17 protein-coding genes and 2 pseudogenes are annotated in these 17900 nt (G+C 74.4%); 13 read left to right on the top strand and 6 right to left on the bottom strand.

The window, feature by feature from the left end; genetic code table 11:
* Positions 1 to 137 precede the first annotated feature (137 nt).
* The 4 genes from ABZ261_RS19120 (at position 138) to ABZ261_RS19105 (ending at position 4682) form a co-directional block, all read left to right on the top strand.
* Positions 138 to 938 (top strand): LytTR family DNA-binding domain-containing protein, encoded by an 801-nt coding sequence (locus ABZ261_RS19120; RefSeq protein WP_356860586.1) that lies wholly within the window; start codon positions 138 to 140, stop codon positions 936 to 938.
* Positions 939 to 1206: 268 nt separating this feature from the next.
* Complete coding sequence (locus ABZ261_RS19115; protein ID WP_356860584.1) at positions 1207 to 1446, top strand: hypothetical protein; 240 nt, start codon at positions 1207 to 1209, stop codon at positions 1444 to 1446.
* Positions 1447 to 1477: 31 nt separating this feature from the next.
* Positions 1478 to 3196, top strand: a complete 1719-nt coding sequence (locus ABZ261_RS19110) for a cation acetate symporter (RefSeq protein WP_356860582.1) — start codon at positions 1478 to 1480, stop codon at positions 3194 to 3196.
* Positions 3197 to 3494: 298 nt separating this feature from the next.
* Positions 3495 to 4682, top strand: coding sequence for a histidine kinase (locus ABZ261_RS19105; RefSeq protein ID WP_356860580.1), 1188 nt, complete (start codon positions 3495 to 3497; stop codon positions 4680 to 4682).
* 24 nt (positions 4683 to 4706) lie between these two features.
* On the opposite strand, the gene ABZ261_RS19100 is transcribed toward ABZ261_RS19105, so the two are convergent.
* Positions 4707 to 5549 (bottom strand): restriction endonuclease, encoded by an 843-nt coding sequence (locus ABZ261_RS19100; protein WP_356860578.1) that lies wholly within the window; start codon positions 5547 to 5549, stop codon positions 4707 to 4709.
* A 225-nt stretch (positions 5550 to 5774) separates the two neighbouring features.
* Between ABZ261_RS19100 and ABZ261_RS19095 the strand changes: the two genes are divergently transcribed.
* A complete protein-coding gene (locus ABZ261_RS19095) occupies positions 5775 to 6488 on the top strand; it encodes a hypothetical protein (RefSeq protein ID WP_356860576.1) in 714 nt (237 codons plus the stop codon).
* 85 nt (positions 6489 to 6573) lie between these two features.
* Here ABZ261_RS19095 and ABZ261_RS19090 read toward each other — a convergent pair whose 3' ends face one another.
* Positions 6574 to 7566 carry a LacI family DNA-binding transcriptional regulator gene (locus ABZ261_RS19090; RefSeq protein ID WP_356860574.1) on the bottom strand — a complete coding sequence of 331 codons (993 nt, stop codon included), beginning with the start codon at positions 7564 to 7566 and terminating at the stop codon, positions 6574 to 6576.
* 322 nt (positions 7567 to 7888) lie between these two features.
* Here ABZ261_RS19090 and ABZ261_RS19085 point away from each other — a divergent pair, with 322 nt between their 5' ends.
* The 3 genes from ABZ261_RS19085 to ABZ261_RS19075 all read left to right on the top strand — a co-directional run bounded on the left by ABZ261_RS19085 (position 7889) and on the right by ABZ261_RS19075 (position 11621).
* The gene (locus tag ABZ261_RS19085) at positions 7889 to 9619 is read left to right on the top strand and encodes a discoidin domain-containing protein (protein ID WP_356860572.1); all 1731 of its coding nucleotides are present in this window, start codon (positions 7889 to 7891) and stop codon (positions 9617 to 9619) included.
* A 131-nt stretch (positions 9620 to 9750) separates the two neighbouring features.
* Entirely contained in the window at positions 9751 to 11091 is a 1341-nt protein-coding gene (locus ABZ261_RS19080) for a DUF1996 domain-containing protein (RefSeq protein WP_356860570.1), read from the top strand.
* A complete protein-coding gene (locus ABZ261_RS19075; protein ID WP_356860568.1) occupies positions 11067 to 11621 on the top strand; it encodes a DUF305 domain-containing protein in 555 nt (184 codons plus the stop codon). Before ABZ261_RS19080 ends, ABZ261_RS19075 begins: the two co-directional genes overlap by 25 nt.
* A 70-nt stretch (positions 11622 to 11691) precedes the next feature.
* Here the strand turns inward: ABZ261_RS19075 and ABZ261_RS19070 are convergent.
* Positions 11692 to 12036: pseudogene (locus ABZ261_RS19070) on the bottom strand (FAD-dependent monooxygenase); the annotation flags it as partial.
* Between the two features lie 52 nt (positions 12037 to 12088).
* On the opposite strand from ABZ261_RS19070, the pseudogene ABZ261_RS19065 reads away from it, so the two are divergent.
* Positions 12089 to 12232, top strand: a pseudogene (locus ABZ261_RS19065) (transposase); the annotation flags it as partial.
* A gap of 81 nt (positions 12233 to 12313) precedes the next feature.
* Here ABZ261_RS19065 and ABZ261_RS19060 read toward each other — a convergent pair.
* Complete coding sequence (locus ABZ261_RS19060; RefSeq protein ID WP_356860566.1) at positions 12314 to 12568, bottom strand: WhiB family transcriptional regulator; 255 nt, start codon at positions 12566 to 12568, stop codon at positions 12314 to 12316.
* Positions 12569 to 12822: 254 nt separating this feature from the next.
* Positions 12823 to 12996, bottom strand: coding sequence for a hypothetical protein (locus ABZ261_RS19055; protein WP_356860564.1), 174 nt, complete (start codon positions 12994 to 12996; stop codon positions 12823 to 12825).
* Positions 12997 to 13238: 242 nt separating this feature from the next.
* Here ABZ261_RS19055 and ABZ261_RS19050 point away from each other — a divergent pair, with 242 nt between their 5' ends.
* Complete coding sequence (locus tag ABZ261_RS19050; protein WP_356860562.1) at positions 13239 to 13952, top strand: GAF and ANTAR domain-containing protein; 714 nt, start codon at positions 13239 to 13241, stop codon at positions 13950 to 13952.
* Between the two features lie 84 nt (positions 13953 to 14036).
* On the opposite strand, the gene ABZ261_RS19045 is transcribed toward ABZ261_RS19050, so the two are convergent.
* Positions 14037 to 14633, bottom strand: coding sequence for a hypothetical protein (locus ABZ261_RS19045; RefSeq protein WP_356860560.1), 597 nt, complete (start codon positions 14631 to 14633; stop codon positions 14037 to 14039).
* A 411-nt stretch (positions 14634 to 15044) separates the two neighbouring features.
* On the opposite strand from ABZ261_RS19045, the gene ABZ261_RS19040 reads away from it, so the two are divergent.
* The 3 genes from ABZ261_RS19040 to ABZ261_RS19030 all read left to right on the top strand — a co-directional run bounded on the left by ABZ261_RS19040 (position 15045) and on the right by ABZ261_RS19030 (position 17820).
* Positions 15045 to 15242 (top strand): hypothetical protein, encoded by a 198-nt coding sequence (locus ABZ261_RS19040; protein ID WP_356860558.1) that lies wholly within the window; start codon positions 15045 to 15047, stop codon positions 15240 to 15242.
* A 96-nt stretch (positions 15243 to 15338) separates the two neighbouring features.
* On the top strand, positions 15339 to 16400 hold the full coding sequence (locus tag ABZ261_RS19035; protein WP_356860556.1) for a YihY/virulence factor BrkB family protein: 1062 nt from the start codon (positions 15339 to 15341) through the stop codon (positions 16398 to 16400).
* 337 nt (positions 16401 to 16737) lie between these two features.
* Positions 16738 to 17820: a DUF1996 domain-containing protein gene (locus ABZ261_RS19030; RefSeq protein ID WP_356860554.1), complete on the top strand. Its 1083-nt coding sequence runs from the start codon at positions 16738 to 16740 to the stop codon at positions 17818 to 17820.
* The last annotated feature ends 80 nt before the right edge of the window (positions 17821 to 17900 follow it).

Genomic DNA, 17900 nt, shown 5'->3' with positions numbered 1-17900 from the left:
CCGCTGCCGCCCGGGAGCACGCCGGCACGCCGGGGGCCGCCGGGACGCACCGCCGTCCGCGATCTCGACGGTGACGGCCGACGGGACCACCATGTCCCCAGGAAGCAGCCGTCGAGGACGTGAGGAGCCGGCCGGACATGAGCGCGACCTGCGCGCCCCTGCGCGTCCTGGCGGTGGACGACGAGCAACCCGCGCTGGAGGAACTGCTGTACCTCCTGGGGAAGGACCCGCGGGTCGGCACGGCCGTGCCCGCGCCGGCCGCCACCGAGGCGCTGCGCCGGCTCAGCCGCGCGATGGAGGACGGCCCGGACGGCCCGGACGGCTTCGACGTCGTCTTCCTCGACATCGACATGCCCGGCCTCGACGGCCTCGAACTGGCCCGCCTGCTGGGCGGGCTGGCCGCGCCGCCGCTGATCGTGTTCGTCACCGCCCACGAGGACTTCGCCGTCCGCGCCTTCGACCTCAAGGCCGTGGACTACCTGCTCAAGCCGCTGCGCGAGGAACGCTTCGCCGAGGCCGTGCGGCGGGTCGCCGACCTGGTGCGGGCCGGCCGGGGACCCCGCCCCGCCGCCCTCCCGCCGCCCGCGCCCGCCCTCGGCGACCAGGTCCCCGTGGAACTGGGCGGGGTGACCCGGTTCGTGCCCGTCGCCGACATCGCCTATGTCGAGGCCCAGGGCGACTACGCCCGGCTGCACACCGGCCACGGCAGCCACCTGGTGCGGATACCGCTGTCCACGCTGGAGGACCAGTGGCGCTCCCGCGGCTTCGTGCGGATCCACCGCAGCCGGCTCGTCGCCCTCGGCCGGATCGAGGAACTCCGCCTCGACGGCGGGAACCTGACCGTCCGGATCGGCGACCGGATCCTCGCCGTGAGCCGGCGCAACGCCCGGGAACTGCGCGACCTGCTTGCCAGCCGCGCGGCGGGCCGGGCCCGCTGAACCACCGGGCGCGAACCGCGCGTGACGGACGTGTGCCGATTCGGTCCGGCGGGTGTCTCACCGGTGGCCCGCTGCGTACACTCGCCGCACACAAGGTGATCACCGCGGCGTCGGGGAGTGCGTGATGGGTGCGGAATCCGTCCCTCGCAGAGAAGTGGTCACCGCACGGCCGCACGCCCCCGCCGCCGGCCGTACCCCGCCGCGCCCGGCGCCCGCGCCCGGGCCCCGGCCCGGCGCACCGGGCGACGACGGAGCCGTCCGCGCCCTGATGCGCCGTCAGATACGGGCTGCCCTCACCGCGACCGCGCTGCTCGCCGCCCTGCTGGGCCTGCTCCCCGTCGTCCTGCGCCTCCTGCCGCCCGCCGGCGCCGCGCCCCGCGTCCCGCCGGCCGTCTGGCTCCTGCTCGGCGTCGCGCCCTACCCCGTGCTGCTGGGCATCGGCGCCTGGTACGTCCGCCGGGCCGAGCGCAACGAGACCGGCACGCCCGCCTCCGCGGAACGCCCCTGACCATGCGCCGACGAACCGCCGGGGCCGGCCGGTGAACCGGACGTACGGCATCGCGGGCGTGACCGCCGTGGTCCTCGCCACGGTCCTGGTCGGCGCGCTGGGCCTGCGCATCTCCCGCACCACCTCCGACTTCTACGTCGCCTCGCGCACCGTCGCCCCCCGGCTCAACGCCTTCGCGGTCAGCGGGGAGTACCTGTCCGCCGCCTCCTTCCTCGGCGTCGCCGGACTCGTCCTCGCCCAGGGCGCCGACATGCTGTGGTTCCCCATCGGCTACACCGCCGGGTTCCTGGTGCTGCTGGCCTTCGTCGCCGCCCCGCTGCGCCGCTCCGGCGCCTACACCCTGCCGGACTTCGCCGAGGCCCGGCTGGAGTCCCGGGCGGTCCGCCGGATCGCGGGCGTGCTCGTCGTCGGCATCGGCTGGCTCTACCTGCTGCCCCAGCTGCGCGGGGCCGGGCTGACCCTGCGGCTCCTCACCGGGGCGCCCGGCTGGTCCGGCGGCCTGGTCGTCGCGGCCGTGGTGAGCGGGGCGGTGGCCGCCGGCGGGATGCGGAGCATCACCTTCGTCCAGGCGTTCCAGTACTGGCTGAAACTCACCGCCCTGCTGGTGCCCGTGGCGTTCCTGCTCCTCGCCTGGCGCGCCGACCGCGCCCCGGTCCCCGCCTGGGACGACCGGCCCGTCCTCCACCGCCCGGCCGAGGTGCGCCTGGACCGGCCGGTCACCGTCACCGTGCGCGAACCCGTCCGCGTGACCGTGTCCGGCTCCGTGGACGGCCGGACCGTCCACGGCGGTCCGCTCACCCTGGCCGAGGGCCGGCACCGCATCGGCACGCACACCACCCTGCGCTTCCCGGCCGGGGCCCGCGTCCCGCTGCCGGACCGGGGTCTCGGCCGCACCGCCTCCTCCAGCTGGGCGAGACCCCTCTCCTCGGACCGGGAACAGCACAGCCTGTACGCCACCTACGGGCTGATCCTGGCCACCTTCCTCGGCACGATGGGCCTGCCGCACGTCGTCGTCCGCTTCTACACCAACCCCGACGGCCGCGCCGCCCGCCGCACCACCGTGATCGTGCTGGGCCTGCTCGGCGCCTTCTACCTGCTGGTGCCCCTGTACGGCGTGCTGGGCCGGCTGTACGCGCCCGACCTGCTGCTCACCGGGGACACCGACGCCGCGGTGCTGGTGCTGCCGCAGCGGCTGGTCGGCGGCCCCGCCGGTGATCTGCTCGGGGCCCTCGTCGCCGGGGGCGCCTGCGCCGCGTTCCTGTCCACCGCCTCCGGGCTCACCCTGTCCGTGGCCGGCGTGCTCGCCCAGGACGTGCTGCCCACCCTCGGCGTACGGCACTTCCGGCTCGCCACCCTGCCCGCGGTCGCGGTGCCCGCCGCCGCCGGCGCCGTGGTCGGCGAGCTGCCGGTGGCCGACGCGGTCGGGCTCGCCTTCGCCGTGTCCGCCTCCTCGTTCTGCCCGCTGCTGATCCTCGGCATATGGTGGCGCGGGCTGACCCCGCCGGGGGCGATCGCCGGACTGGTCCTCGGCGGCGGCTCCGCGCTCACCGCGGTCACGGCGACCATCGCCGGCGGCGCCCGTTCGGGCTGGCTGCACACCCTGCTGGCCTGGCCCGCGGTGTGGTCCGTACCCGTGGGGTTCGCGGCGATGGTGCTGACCTCCCTGGCCACCCGGGACCGGGTGCCCCCCGGCACGGCCGCCACGATGGCCCGCCTCCACCTGCCCGAACCGCCCCCGCCCCGCACCTGACCGGCCCGCCGAGCGGCCCCCGCCCCGCGAACCGGCGCCCGCTTCCCGGCCCGCCTTCCGCCCGACCGCCCCCGAAGGAGACCTCACCCCCTCGACCGCCCCGTCCCGGCACGGCAGTCCCGGCACAGCCGTCCCGACACAGCCGTCCCGACACAGCCGTCTCCCGAACAGCCGTCTCCCGAACAGCCGTCTCCCGGACCGGCCGTCCCGCTCCGGCCGGCCCCCTGACCCGTCCGTCTCCGACCGAGGAGGTCCCCGTGCCCGTTCGTCCCGCGCGCCACGGCCGGGTGTGCCGTACATGACCGTGCTCGTCACCGCGGCCCTCGTACTGGCCGGGCTCGCGCTGTTCGCCCTCGGAACCGCTCTCGGGCACGGGGCCGCCCGCCGGCAGCAGGAACACGCGGCCGGCCCCGACGGCACGCGCGCCCTCGCCCACGCCCTGCACGCCGCCGCGCTCGCCGCCGCGCCCCTGAGGGCCGGGCTGACGCCCGACACGGCCCGCCGGGCGGCCCGCCGGCTGCGCCCCCTCCTCGGCGTCCCCGCCCTCGCCCTCGCCGACGAGACCTCCGTGCTGGTCTGGGACGGTGCCGCCGAGCACCACCGCGACCAGCTCTCGGCCCGGCTCGCCCCGTCCCCGCGCACCCGCGCCCTCACCCTGTCCTGCGACGACGACGGCTGCCCCGTCCGGTGGGGCGTCCTGGTCCCGCTGACCGCCGACGGGTCGGCCGTCGGCACGCTCGCCGTGTTCGCGGGCGCGGAGCCGGCCGTGCCGGTACGGGCCGCCGAGGAGGCCGCCCGCCGGCTCTCCGCGGACCTCGAGCTCGCCGACCTGGACCGGGCCCGCTCCAGCGCACACGAGGCCGAGGTCCGTGCCCTGCGCGCCCAGATCTCGCCGCACTTCGTCTACAACTCGCTGGCGAGCATCGCCTCCTACGTCCGCACCGACCCCGAACGCGCCCGCGAACTGCTGCTGGAGTTCGCCGACTTCACCCGCTACTCGTTCCGCCGCGACGGCGACTTCACCACCCTCGCCGAGGAACTGCGCTCCATCGAGCAGTACTTGGAGCTCGCCCGCGCCCGGTTCGGCCGCCGTCTCGAGGTCACCCTCCGCATCGCCCCCGAGGTGCTGCCGGTGACGCTCCCGTTCCTGTGCCTGCAGCCCCTGGTCGAGAACGCCCTCAAGCACGGACTGGAGGAGGCGGTGGAGCGCAGCAGGGTCACGATCGTCGCCGAGGACGAGGGGACCGAGGCCCGGGTCGTCGTCGAGGACAACGGCGTGGGCATGGAACCGGAACGCCTGCGCGCGATCCTGCACGGCACGGCCGGCCCGTCCACCGGCATCGGGCTGAGCAACGTGGACCGCAGGCTGCGCCAGGTCTACGGCGACGACTACGGCCTGGTCGTCGAGACGGGCGTCGGAGCGGGCACGAAGATCACGGTCCGGGTCCCGAAGTTCCGCCCCGGCGTCCAGGCGCCCCCCACCTGACGCGTCCGATCCGGCCACGGCGTGTCAGCAGGTGACGTCCTCACCGGCGCCGTCCACGAGCCTCCAGGGTTCCGGGCCGGTGCCGTCGCTCCACGCCTGCAGGCCGGAGCGGTCCAGGCACACGATCCCGCACTGCTCGGCGTACTCGGCGGCCGGCGCGGTGAAGTCGCTGGTGGTGACCAGGACCGCGACGTCCGCCTCGTGCACCGTGTAGCAGGTGCCGCCGAACCGCTGCAGGTCCTGCGAACCGACCCGGTGCCCCGCGCCGTAGCGCTTGCACTGGATGACCACCCGCCGCCCGTCCGGGGCCACGGCCAGCACGTCCGCGCCCAGGTCACCCGCGCCGCCGACGACTTCCACGCCGCTGCACCCGTCCCGTGTGCACAGCGCGGCCACGGCCTGTTCGAACTCGTCGGCGTCGAGGGCGTCGTAGTCGACGGGCAGCGGACGCGTGGCGCCGGGAAGGGCGGCGGTGACGGCGTCGCCGTCCCGGGGGCCGGTGCGCGCGGGCCCGGGCGGGGACGGGACGGCCTGCGCCGGCGGTGCCTCCAGTGCCTCCAGCGCCGTCTCCGTCCCCGCCTCCAGCGCCGCTGCGGCCTGCCGGGCGGCCCGGGCGGCACCGGCGTGCCGCCGCCGTCGCCGTCGGCGCAGCGCCAGGGCGGCGGCCGTGCCCAGGAAGCACAGCGCCGCCACCCAGGCGGGGCGCCGCTCGACGGCCTCGGCCGCTGTGCGGACGGCGAACCCCAGGACGCACAGGGCGAGAGCGAGCAGTCCGAAGGACAGCGCGGTCGCGCGCAGATCGAACCGCCGGCGGCCGGTCGCCCGTAGGGGACCGGCCGGCCGTATGCGGCGTGCGGGCGTGGTCACGGTGGTGATGCCCCCCTCCCTGGCTGACGAAGATCACTCCCGCCGTCTGCCCGCGATCCGCCGGTTCACCGGCCGCCCCCCGACGTCCCGGCGCCGTGCGGCCGCCCCATGTCACGAGAGGGAAACGAACGGTGGCCGCCGCAACCGGGCGATGGCTGAAAATCGTCCGTCCCGGATACCGACACAGCCCGCCCACAGGCTGCCCTTCACGAGACAGGACGCGCCGTGCCCACCACCAGGAAGACCGCCCCTCACCGATCCGGCGCCGCGGTCCGCGCGACCGTCGCCGGTGTGTCCGCCGCCGTCCTGGCGGTGCTGCTCACGGCCTGCAACGGGGCCGACGGCTCGGCCGCGCCGCCGGCCGGCGGGAAGAAGGCGACCGCCCGGTCGGCCGGCAGCGCCGAGGCGGCCGGCTCCGCCACCGCCGGGTCCGACCCCGTCGGCACGCCCACGGGCGGGCCCGCGAAGGGCGCCGGCGGCGGATCCTCGCCCTCCTCGCCCTCCGCGCCCTCCTCGCCTTCCTCGGCCACCGCCCCGACGAAGCCGCCGGCACCGGCCGAGCCGGCCGCCTCGAAGCCGGCGGGCGGCGGCTGCGACCACAAGATGCCCATCTCGCCCGACGAGGTGGCGGTCTACCGCTACACCCCCGAGGGCGGCTCGCTGAGCCTCATCGTCCGGCACGGCAACTGGGGTTGCGCACCCGCGGACTCCGACGGCGCGCCGTTCGAGACCGTGGGCAAGGAGACCTTCATCCCCATGGACCAGGCCGCGTACATCACCGTCACGACGCCGATCGTGGAGAGCACCGAGAACCAGCACATCGGCGTGCAGGAGTTCCTCGACTGGCTGGAGGCGCACCCGAACAGCGGGCTGGTCTTCACCTACCACCTCGGCGCCGACGGGGCGATCGACCGCCTGGACGAGGTGTTCACACCCTGACCGGCGGCACAGCGGAAGGCCGGCGGCCCCGCGGGGACCGGCCGGCCGCCGTCACCCGTCGGCGTCCCGTCCCCTGGTACGCCGTTCAGCTCGACTCGCGGACCACGAGTTCGTTCGGCATGATCACCGGCTTCCTCGGGCCGCTCTCGATGAGCGCCAGCAGCAGGCGCACCGTCGCGGTGGCCTGTTCGGCCATGGAACTGCGCACCGAGGTGAGCGCGGGCGTGGTGTAGGCGGCGGCTTCGATGTCGTCGAACCCGACGACGGCCACGTCGTCGGGGACCCGGCGGCCCGCCTGGTGCAGGGTGCGCAACGCCCCGATGGCCATGAGGTCGTTGGCCGCGAACACCGCGTCGAGGTCCGGGTCGTCCTCCAGGAGCTGCCGCATGGCCTCCGCGCCCGACACCCGGGTGAAGTCACCCAGCGCGACGATCGAGCGGCGCCCGGTGTCCCGCAGGGCCGCCCGGTACCCCTCGAGCCGTTCACGGGACTCGTACAGGTCCAGTGGTCCGGTGATGGTGGCGATCCGGCGTCTGCCCCGCTCCAGCAGGTGCCGTACGGCCAGCGCCGCGCCGCCCGCGTTGTCCAGCGCCACGTACGGGACGTCCGTCGCGGCGGTGCGGTTGAAGGACGCGACGGGCAGGCCCATGCGGGCGAGCGCGGCCGGCAGTGGATCGGCGCCGTGCAGCGCCACGAGCATCACGCCGTCCACATGACCCCCCGCCACGTACCGCTCCACCCGGGCCCGGCTCTCGTCGGACTCGGCGAGGATCAGCACCACGCGTCTGCCGACGGCCTCCAGCTCCCGGCTGACGGTGCGCACCACGGTGGAGAACAGCGGGTCGTCGGACACCACGCCCTTGGGCGGGTCGGAGACGACCACGGCGACGGCGTCGGTGCGGCGGGTGACCAGGTTGCGGGCGGCGGCGTTCGGCACGTACCCGAGTTCCCGCACCGCCTGCATGACGACGTCCCGGATCTCCGGTGCGACGGTGGTCTCCCCGTTGATGACCCGGGAGACGCTCGACTTGGACACGCCGGCCCGCGCGGCGACCACCGCGAGCGTGGGTCGTTTCATCGCCTTCCGATCACCGGTGCCCGGTCCTCGAGTCCATGGAGCGTTTCCCCTCAGGATCACCTCGGCCCGATCCGCATGTCAACGGGCCCTTCTCCGCGCCCCGGCAGGGGAACTCGCCGTCGACTGAGCTCCTCAGGGCGCCTGTCGAGGGGTGTCGTGCATACCGCCGAAGTGGATCTCAGGAACCGTTCCCCGGGACCGACCCTGTGCGTCAAGGGCGTTACGGGCCTGTTGCTCAAAACCTTGACAGTCCATCGGGACCGGCCCATTCTCACCCCTCAGGGAGCGCTCCCTCATCCTTCCCCCCACTGAGGAGTCGCCCGTGCATCCCCTGCTCCGCCGCATCGGCTTACCCGCCGTCGTCGCGGCCGTCCTGCTCACGCTCCTGAGCCTGCCCGCGCCCCGGGCCCACGCCGCCGAGACCCTGCTGTCGCAGGGCCGGCCCGTCGTCGCGTCCAGCACCGAGGACCCGTTCGGCGCGCCCGGAGCCGTCGACGGCAACCCGGCGACGCGCTGGTCCAGCGCCTTCTCCGACCCGCAGTGGATCAGGGTCGACCTCGGGGCGCCGGCCCGCATCAGCCGCGTGACCCTCCAGTGGGAGGCCGCCTACGGCAAGGCTTTCCGCATCCAGGTGTCGGACGACGCCGAGACCTGGTCCACCGTCCACGAGACGACGGACGGCACCGGCGGCACCCAGAACCTGACCCTGACGGCCACCGGCCGCTACGTCCGCATGTACGGCACCCAGCGCGGCACCGGATACGGCTTCTCCCTCTGGGAGTTCCAGGTCTTCGGGACCGACGGCACCGGCGGCGACCCGGGCGGCGGTGGCGGGGACACGCTGCTGTCGTACGGGAAGACAGGCGCGGCCTCCTCCTCGCAGAGCGACCAGAACTGCTGGGAGTGCACGCCCGCGCGGGCCTTCGACCGCGACCCCGCCTCACGCTGGGCGACCAGCTCCACCACCGGCTGGACCGACCCCGGCTGGATCTCCGTCGACCTCGGCGCGACCGCGCAGATCACCAAGGTCGTCCTGCAGTGGGACCCGGCCTACGCCAAGTCCTTCCAGATCCAGGTGTCGTCCAACGGCACGGACTGGACGCCCGTCTACTCGACCACGTCCGGCACCGGCTTCAAGCAGACCCTGGCCGTCTCCGGCACGGGACGCTACGTGCGGATGTACGGCACCGAACGCGCCACCCCTTACGGCTACTCCCTGTGGGAGTTCCAGGTGTACGGCACCGGGGGCGCCCCGATCCCGGCGCCGCCGCTGCCGCCGGACCCGGCGCAGCCGCCGCGGCTGGTGTGGAGCGACGACTTCGACGGAGCCGCCGGGAGCAAACCCGACCCGGCCAAGTGGCGGGCCGACCCCGGCACCGGGCAGAACGGCGAACTGCAGTACTACACCGACCACCGGAACGCCGCGCTCGACGGCGGCGGCCACCTGGTCATGGAGGCCCGCAAGGAGGCCAGCCCCGGCCGGGCCTGCCCGCCCGACCCGCTGACCGGCAGCACCACCTGCCAGTACACCTCGGCCCGCATGAACACGGGCGCCACCTTCCAGTTCGCCTACGGGCGCGTCGAGGCCCGCGTTAAGGTGCCCAAGGGCAACGGGCTGTGGCCCGCGTTCTGGATGATGGGCGCCGACTTCCTCACCGGCCGTCCGTGGCCGTACAACGGCGAGGTCGACATCATGGAGGTCCTCGGCAAGGACGTGAAGACGGCCTACTCGACCGTGCACGCCCCCGCCTACAACGGCGGCAACGGGATGGGCTCGCCGTACCGGCTGCCCTCGGGCGCCGACTTCTCGGACGACTTCCACACCTGGGCCGCCGACTGGAACAGCAAGGGCATCGTCTTCAGCCTCGACGGGCGCACCGTGTTCACCCTCGACAAGGACCAGGTGGAGCGCACGCGCGGTCCCTGGATCTTCGACCACCCGCACTACATGATCCTCAACCTGGCGGTCGGCGGGGACTGGCCCGGCCCGACCGACGCGTCCACGCCGTTCCCGTCCCGGATGCTCGTCGACTACGTGCGCGTGTACCAGTAGCGCGGCCGGCACCGGCCCCCTTGTCGGTTCCGTCCCGGACACCTCCGTTCCGGGCCGGACCGCAGCCGCACCACGCCCCACCCCTCCGATGAGGAAGTGACATGCGCAGATACTCCCTTCGCCTCTCTCCCGTGTTGGTCGGTGCCCTGGCGATCGCCCTGGCCGCCGCCCTCGGCATCACCCTCGGCGCCCCCGCCGCGCGGGCCGCCACGATCACCGTCCAGGCCGAGTCCTACGCGGCACAGTCCGGCGTCACCCTGGAGACGACCGCCGACCAGGGCGGCGGGCAGAACGCCGCCTACCTCGCCGACGGCGACTGGATGCGGTTCGACCAGGTCGACCTCGGGGCCGCCGGCCGGCTGACGGTGTCGGCGCGCGTGGCCTCCGCCACGGGCACCGGTTCCGTCGAACTGCGCACCGGTTCCCTGACCGGCCCCCTGCTCGCCGTGATCCAGGTCAGCCCCACCGGAGGCTGGCAGACCTGGGCGACCCGCAGCGCCGACGTCACCACCCACCCGACCGGGCCCCAGACCGTGTTCGCGGTGCTGCGCGCCACCACGCCCGGCGACTTCGTCAACATCAACTGGTTCTCGTTCGTCAGCGGCGGCGACGAGCCCGCGCCGGGCTGGGTCGACATCGACCAGGCCAAGTGGCAGGCCCAGCTGACCCAGTTCCGGGCCATGACCCCGGCGCCGGTGCCCGCCAACGCGGTGCGCGTCCCCGAGTTCAACGCCACCTGCACCTACAGCCACTCCAAGCCGGACGACCCGATCGTCGCCCCCGGGCTGCCGGGCGCGTCCCACATGCACAGCTTCTTCGGCAACAAGAGCACCGACGCGTTCACCACGACCCAGAGCCTGCTGAGCAACACGGGCACGAGCTGCACGCCCGCCAAGGACCTCTCCGCCTACTGGATCCCCACGCTCTACGAGCGCGGCAAGGCGGTCGAACCCGACGGGATGATCGTCTACTACGGGTCGCGGCTGCCCGACCCCACGGCGACCGTGCCCTTCCCGCAGGGCTTCCGCATGATCGCGGGCAACGCCAAGCTGCAGGTGGCCACTCCGGCCGGCTCGCCCAACCAGTTCTGGTGCGCCGGACCGGGCGGTGAGACCGGCCGCAGCGCCGACGGCAACTGGCCGCTGTGCGCCCCCACCGCCAAGCTGGTGTACCAGCTGGTCTTCCCGGACTGCTGGGACGGCAAGCACCTCGACAGCCCGGACCACAAGTCGCACGTCGCCTTCACCTACGACGGCAAGTGCAGCGGCGCCTACCCGGTGGCCATCCCCTCGGTCTCGTTCGTCATCAGCTACCCGACCAGCGGCAGCGCCGACGGGTTCTCCCTGGCGTCGGGCATGGCCTCGTCCATCCACGGTGACTTCTTCAACGCCTGGGACACCGCGGCCCTCGGGCAGCGCGTGAAGGACTGCATCGTGCAGAGCGCCAAGTGCAACTCCGCCGGAACGTTCTGACCCGGCGGACGGCGGCCGCCCTGCTCCTGGGCCTGGCGGTCGCCGGCTGCGCCCCGCAGCCGGCGACCGACCGTCCCGCGCCCGCCTCCTTCAACGACACCGACACCGCGTGGATCCAGCTGATGATCCCCATGGACGAACGGGCCGGGCTGCTCACCGACTTGGCGCCCGCACGCGCCGGGCGCCCGGCCCTGGCCGCCTGGGCGAAGGAGACGGACAGGAGGCTCGGGGACGAACTCAGCGACCTGCGCGAGCTGTTGAGGCTCTCGGGCGTGCCCGACACCCGCCCCCACGAAGGCCACACCATGCCCGGGATGGTCGGCCTCGACACGGTGCGCAGGGCGAAGACCGTGTCCGGGGAGACCTTCGACCGTCTCCTCACCGAGAGTCTGCGGGCGCATCTCGTCCAGGTCCGCATGCTGTGTGCGAGCGAACGCACGTCGGGGAGCGCCGAGCAGGCGAAGGCCCTCGCCGCTGCGATCGAAAGGAGTGTGGCCGAACAGATCACCCGCCTCGACACGGTCGCATGAGATCGCCATCGCCCGGCCGTCGCCGTCGTACGGGGCGGAGCCGCCGTCCCGCACCGTCCCGCACGGACGTGAAGAACCCGGTCGTCCGCTCGAGCCCCTTCTCGCCGAACATCGTCTCCAGGCCGGCGGCCGACGCGCCGGCGGACGCCTCGCCGCGCGGGAAGAGTGCCTCCTCGTACGCGGCGAGGGCCGCCTCCCGGTCGCCCGGGTGGGGGGCGACGGCCTCGGCGAGCTCGTCGCCGTCCAGCATCGCCAGGTCGGCGCCCTCGCCGGCGAAGGGGGACATCAGGTGGGCCGCGTCGCCGAGCAGGGTCACGCCGGGGACGCGGCCCCGGCGGCGCCCGACGGCCTGGGACCGGCGCTGCTCCCGATGGGTCCTCGAACGCCACCTCTTCGGCCTCCTGGCCGGGGCCACACCTCATGCGGCGCCGGCTCACCTGCCCGCCCGTCGATCGCTGCGGCCCCGGACGTCCGATCGTGACCGCTGCCGGGCGGCGAAGATACCCGACGAACGCGGCTTCGCGACCAAGGGAGAACCGGCCCGGGACATCGTCCGCCGCTGCCTGGCCGCCGGCCTGCCCGCCAAGTGGATCACCGCGGACGAGGCCTACGCACCAGCCGTCCTGCCGCAGTGCCTCTCGCTCCCGGGTCGCGGTGCACCCGGACGGCCGGCCCTGCGGGCTCGGCAGGTTCTACGGCCCGGCCCGCGCGCCCGCGGGATCGATCCGGCGGCGCAGGGACCGGCGCTCCGCCGCCGTGGTCGCACCCCATATGCCGTCGGTCTCGCCGTGGGTGAGCGCCCAGGTCCGGCACGGCGCGAGGACGGGGCAGCTGCGGCACACGGCCAGCGCCTTCTCCGTCTGCTGCGCCGCCGGGCCGGTGTCGCCGATGGGGAAGAACAGCTCGGGGTCCTCGTTGCGGCACGCCGCACGTCCGCGCCAGTTCATGCCGGCGACGCGACGGCGGCGGAACGCCGGGACGCCCGGGCGGGGGATCGGGGGATACGAGTGACGGTCACGGAGCCTCCTCGCGACACCGTCGTGCGCGGGCGCGGATCACCCACCCCGCACCCATACGCAAATCGGGCGATTGACAACATCTCGCCCGAATATAAAGTGCGGGTTCTCCGGAGGTAAAGAGCCCGGCCCGATCCCGGGGGAGTCGAGGAGCAGGAGCGGGCTTCTGCGGCGCGCCGGCCGCGTCAGGCCGTGTCCCCGTCGGCGGGCTCGCCGGCCGCCTGCTGCTCGCCGGCGCCGGTCCCGGCCGCCGCCTCCTCGTTCTGCTGCTGGTCCGGGTCCTCCTCCGGGTGGACGTCGCGTTCACCGGTGACCTGTTCCAGCGGATGGCTCAGGTCCTGGTCGTTCGGCTCAGACATCTCGGGCTCCTTCACGGGTGGACGGAAGCCCGAGTACCCGCCGCGCGGACCGGCTACCGGCGCGCAGCGAGCGGAACGCGGGACAGGGGGCGGCGTCACCGCCGCCCGGCGGGGTACTCCGCCGGTATGCGCCCACATCAGGACACCCCGGCACGGCGGCACCGGCGGCCGGCCCCCTCACCCGGCCGCGCGGCCCGGGACCCGCGGCCGGCCCGGCCCGAGGCAGCGCAGCGGAGGGCCGTATGACGAGCGGAGTCGCGAAGGCCGCCCGGATGGTCGCGCAGGCCGCGGCGGACGCACCCGTGACGGAGCTGCCCCGCCGGGTGTGCGCGGCGGTGTGCGAAGGGCTCGGCATGGACGGCGCCACCCTGTCGCTGCTCACCGACACCCCCGCACGTCAACTGCTGGCGGCGTCCGGCGACGAGGCGCTGGTCCTGGAGGAGATCCAGTTCACGGTGCTGGAGGGCCCCTGCATCAGCGCGGCGCACAGCGGGGAGGCCGTGGGCGTCGACGACCTGCACGAGGAGCTGACTCCCTGGACCCTCTTCGGAGCCACCATGCGCGAGAGGCTGCCGCAGGTGCGGTCGGTGTACGCGCTCCCCGTCTTCTTCGGCGACTACGTCCTCGGCACGGCCGACGTGCTGGCGCTGCGCCCGCACGCGCTCGGCAAGGAGGACCTGGAGCAGGCGGCCGAGGTGGCCGACGCGGTGGCGACCGCGCTGGTCCCGACCCGCGACATGATCATCACCGGGACGCGGGCCCCGTCCTGGGAGCCGGAAGAGGTCGTGCGCGCCCACTGGTTCGACACCGCGCGCGCCATCGGCGCCCTGGTGGCCCGCAGGGGGCTCACCGGCGAGGACGCGCTCGCCGTCATGCGCGCCGAAGCCTTCCGCAGCGGCAGGTCGCTCGCCGACATCACGGCGGACATCCTGCGCGATGGCCCCGGACCGTCGTAGCGGACGGGACGCCAGGACCCCCGGCGCCCTGCACCCCCGTACCGCCACGGCCGCGCGGGCCGCCCGGCCGTGGCGGCGGACGGGCTAGTGGGTCAGGTGCCAGTCCGCTCCGGAGGGCATGTGGGGGGTGAAGGAACGGGCGCGCTGCCACACGCCCCGGGCCTGCTCCTCGGGCCGCTGCTGCTCGCCGTGCAGGGCGTTGAGGATGACGATGCCGCCGGTCAGGGCGGGGACGGCCCACTGCATGTACGACAGCTGCCGCCGGGCCTTGTCGGCGTCGACGGGGTGCTTCCCGGCCTTCTCCGCGTCCTTGGGATCCGAGGAGGCGGCCAGCTCGATCCTCTTGCCGAGCACCCGGCTGTAGGCGGTGGCCGCGAGGGCCGCGCCGGTCAGGACGGTCTTGGCGAGGGTGGAGGCGCCCACGCCCTGCTGGGCGCTGACCCGCGGGGCGTTCACGGCGAGGAGACCGCTGCCGCCCACCAGGTGGGCCGCGATCGCCGCGGCGTTGACCGGCGTCCACTTGGCCCAGCCGCTGCTGGAGATCCGCTCCGTGGTCGTCGACGTTCCGCCCTCGTCGCGGGCGGCGGCGTTCAGGCCGACCGCGCCCATCAGCGAGCCGCCGAACCAGGCAGCCAATCCGAGATCGTGCAAACTGCGCAGCATCGTGTTCCGTTCGGACATGAACGCTCCTCGGCAGGGGGAGAGGGATCGGGCGCCGGCGTGCGGCCGGCGCGCTCTCCCCACCGTGGCCGGTGATGCGCCGCGCCGCGAGGGCGACTGCTCCGATCGGACCAGCCCGGACCAGCCCGGCCGGCCCCCGGCCGCCCACCCCGCTCGCCCCCGCCCGCCCACCCCGCTCGCCCCCGGCCGGTGACGGGCCGGCCCGCGACGGCGCCGCGCACCCGGCCTTCGCGCGGGCCCGTTCCCGCCCCGCGGGCCGCCCCGCTCGCCGGCCCGCCGCCGTGGGCGCCCGCGATCCGGCGCCGCGGATCATCCTCCGGAACGGCACAGCATGTTCACACGGGCACCCGGTGACCGACGCGGCAGCGCGGGCACCCGGCCACGGCTGTCTGCCGGGAGGGAGCCCGAGCCGTGGTCATCGTTGCGTGCCTTCTGCTGCCGGTCGTGGGAGTCCTGCTGTACGGCATGGACCGTGTCGAGGACTGGCTGTCGCGCTCGCCGAAACGGCCCCGGCACGCCGGCGGCCGGCACCTGCGCCTGATCCAGGGCGGCAGGCAGCGGACCGCCACCCGGTCGCACGCCGCTCCGCGGTCCTCCCGCGTGGCCTGATCCGCGCCCGCCGGCCGGGGCCGGCCGGAGGCCGTGTCCGTGCGCCGCCGGTGTGCGGGGGGGCGTGAGGCGGCGGAGCGGGGTTACCCGAGCGGTATGGCGAAGCTTCATCTACCAGGGCGAAAAGACGACGACGGCGGCGCATCCGCGGCCCCCGAGGTGCCGGCGCCGGAGGAGACCGGTCCCAGCCGGGAGGTGGAGGAGGCCGCGCCGGACGGGCCGACGGGCCTTCCGAAGCAGGGCTGGGTGGCGGTGTTCAAGGGCAGCCTGAAGGAGTTCAAGGACGACGAGCTGACCGACCGGGCGGCGGCCCTGACGTACTACAGCGTGCTCTCCCTGTTCCCGGCGCTGCTCGTGCTGGTGTCGCTGCTGGGCATCACCGGCAAGGCGACCATCGACAAGCTGCTGAGCAACGTCAAGCAGCTGACCCCCGGCTCCACCCGGGACATCATCACCCGCGCGGTGGAGCAGCTGCAGGGCAACGCGGGCACGGGCTCGCTCATGGCGGTCGTCGGCATCGTGCTGGCGGTGTGGTCCGCGTCCGGGTACGTGGCCGGCTTCATCCGCGCCGCCAACGCCGTCTACGACATGCCGGAGGGACGCCCGGTGTGGAAGATCCTGCCGGTGCGCATCGGGGTCACCGTGGTGCTGATGGTGCTGGCGGTCGCCAGCGCCCTCATCGTGGTGTTCACCGGCGGTCTGGCCCACCAGGCCGGGCAGGCGCTCGGGGTCGGCGACACGGCCCTGGCGGTGTGGGGCATCGCCAAGTGGCCCGTACTGGTGCTGCTGGTCACGATGATGATCGCGATCCTCTACTGGGCGAGCCCCAACGCCAAGGTGAAGGGCTTCCGCTGGATCACCCCGGGCAGCTTCCTGGCGCTGCTGATCTGGATGATCGCCTCCGCCGGGTTCGCGTTCTACGTCGCCCACTTCGCGTCGTACAACAAGACGTACGGGACGATGGCCGGCGTCATCGTCTTCCTGGTCTGGCTGTGGATCAGCAACCTGGCCATCCTGCTGGGCCTGGAGTTCGACGCGGAGACGGTGCGGCAGCGGGCCATCGCCGGCGGCCACCCGCCCGAGGCGGAGCCGTACACGCAGCCCCGCGACACCAGCACGTGGGACGAGGACGACGTCCGCCGCCTGGAAGAGTCCTGAGGACCGCCGCCGGAAGGACCGCCGCCGGAAAGAGCCCCGCGGACAGCCTCCCGTAGGAGACCGAGGACAGCCGCCGGGCGAGCGGCCGCCTCCGGCCGCCGCCCCCGCACGCCCGGTGGGCGCGGCGGCACGGGGCGGGCACTCGCCCGGCCGGGCAGGCACGGGGGCCCGGGCCGCGGCCGTCCCCGCTTTCTGCCGCCGGGCCCCTTGACGCCCCCTTGCCGCCGCGCGGACACTCCGTGAGCGGGAGAGCGCTCTCCCGCCCCCGGTGTCCCGACGCTCCATCAGGAACCGGTGCCGTACGACCTCCACCGCCCCCCATGTCCAGGAGGTCTCCATGCCACGGAGATCGAAGATCCTCCCGGGAACGCTGATCGCGAGCGCCCTGCTGCTCACCTCGCTCGGTCTGGGCGCCGTCGCCGCGCGTGCCGGCGCGCCGGCCCCCGCGACCGCCGCGTTACCGGCGGCCCACTCGGCCCATCTCATGGCGGCGTCCACCGCGTCCTCGCCGGAGGACCCGGACGGTGACGGCTACATCCCGGCGAACCCGCCGGTCACCGGCGTGCCGGCCCCCCAGAACCCGCCGCACCGCTACTTCCACGAGTTCCAGGCCAACTGCTCGGTCACGCACACCGCCCCCGACGACCCGATCGTGTACCCGCAGCAGCCGGGCAAGTCCCACGACCACACGTTCATGGGCAACACCACCACCGACGCGAACAGCACGACGGCCTCGCTCGGCGCGGGCCGCACCACGTGCAAGGCGCCCGGTGACCTGTCCGGGTACTGGATGCCCACCCTGAGCAAGGCGGGCAAGCCGGTGCTCCCGGTCGGCCCCCAGACGATCTACTACAAGGCCGGCGTCACCGACTACACCAGCGTGCGTCCCTTCCCCAAGGGGCTGCGGTTCGTGGTGGGCACCCCGACGCAGACGGCGGACGAGTTCCGCCGCCACCCCGGTTTCGTCGAGGGCTGGGAATGCGGGGACAGCTACTTCAACACCGAGATCCCGGCGACCTGCCCGAACCGCGCCGACGTGCAGCTCAACATCCGTTTCCAGGCGCCCAGCTGCTGGGACGGCAGGTACCTCGACACGCCCGACCACAAGAGCCACATGGCCTACCCCGTGGTCAAGGCCGGCACCAACGACAACATCTGCCCCGCCGACCACCCGGTGGCGCTGCCGATGGTCGAGTTCAAGATGGCCTTCCCCGTCAACGGCGACATGTCGCAGGTCGCCCTCGCCAGCGGGCCGGGCCACAGCTTCCACTACGACTTCTTCAACGCCTGGGACGACGCCACCCTCAAGGCACTGGTCGACCACTGCATCGTCGGCGGACTGCAGTGCGACGCGCGCGGCTGGGACCAGACGCACCCCGAGGCGGGAGCGGCCCTGAACGCGGACTACCGGCTTCCCTGATCCTCGCCCCGCCACCCCCGCCCCCGACCGGGCGGCCCGGCCGCACGCACGCCCCGCCGCGGCCGGGCCGCCCGCCCTCC

The sequence above is a fragment of the Streptomyces sp. NPDC006193 genome, assembly GCF_040613915.1.
Lineage (GTDB): Bacteria > Actinomycetota > Actinomycetes > Streptomycetales > Streptomycetaceae > Streptomyces.
This window is presented reverse-complemented; position numbering and strand designations above follow the sequence as displayed.

Excerpts from the sequence above, each read along its gene's own strand:
- ABZ261_RS19055 (WP_356860564.1), bottom strand. The coding sequence starts at position 12,996 with ATGTCTGAGCCGAACGACCAGGACCTGAGCCATCCGCTGGAACAGGTC.
- ABZ261_RS19105 (WP_356860580.1), top strand. The coding sequence starts at position 3,495 with ATGACCGTGCTCGTCACCGCGGCCCTCGTACTGGCCGGGCTCGCGCTG.
- ABZ261_RS19115 (WP_356860584.1), top strand. The coding sequence starts at position 1,207 with ATGCGCCGTCAGATACGGGCTGCCCTCACCGCGACCGCGCTGCTCGCC.
- ABZ261_RS19120 (WP_356860586.1), top strand. The coding sequence starts at position 138 with ATGAGCGCGACCTGCGCGCCCCTGCGCGTCCTGGCGGTGGACGACGAG.
- ABZ261_RS19030 (WP_356860554.1), top strand. The coding sequence starts at position 16,738 with ATGCCACGGAGATCGAAGATCCTCCCGGGAACGCTGATCGCGAGCGCC.
- ABZ261_RS19090 (WP_356860574.1), bottom strand. The coding sequence starts at position 7,566 with ATGAAACGACCCACGCTCGCGGTGGTCGCCGCGCGGGCCGGCGTGTCC.
- ABZ261_RS19045 (WP_356860560.1), bottom strand. The coding sequence starts at position 14,633 with ATGTCCGAACGGAACACGATGCTGCGCAGTTTGCACGATCTCGGATTG.
- ABZ261_RS19050 (WP_356860562.1), top strand. The coding sequence starts at position 13,239 with ATGACGAGCGGAGTCGCGAAGGCCGCCCGGATGGTCGCGCAGGCCGCG.
- ABZ261_RS19035 (WP_356860556.1), top strand. The coding sequence starts at position 15,339 with ATGGCGAAGCTTCATCTACCAGGGCGAAAAGACGACGACGGCGGCGCA.
- ABZ261_RS19060 (WP_356860566.1), bottom strand. The coding sequence starts at position 12,568 with ATGAACTGGCGCGGACGTGCGGCGTGCCGCAACGAGGACCCCGAGCTG.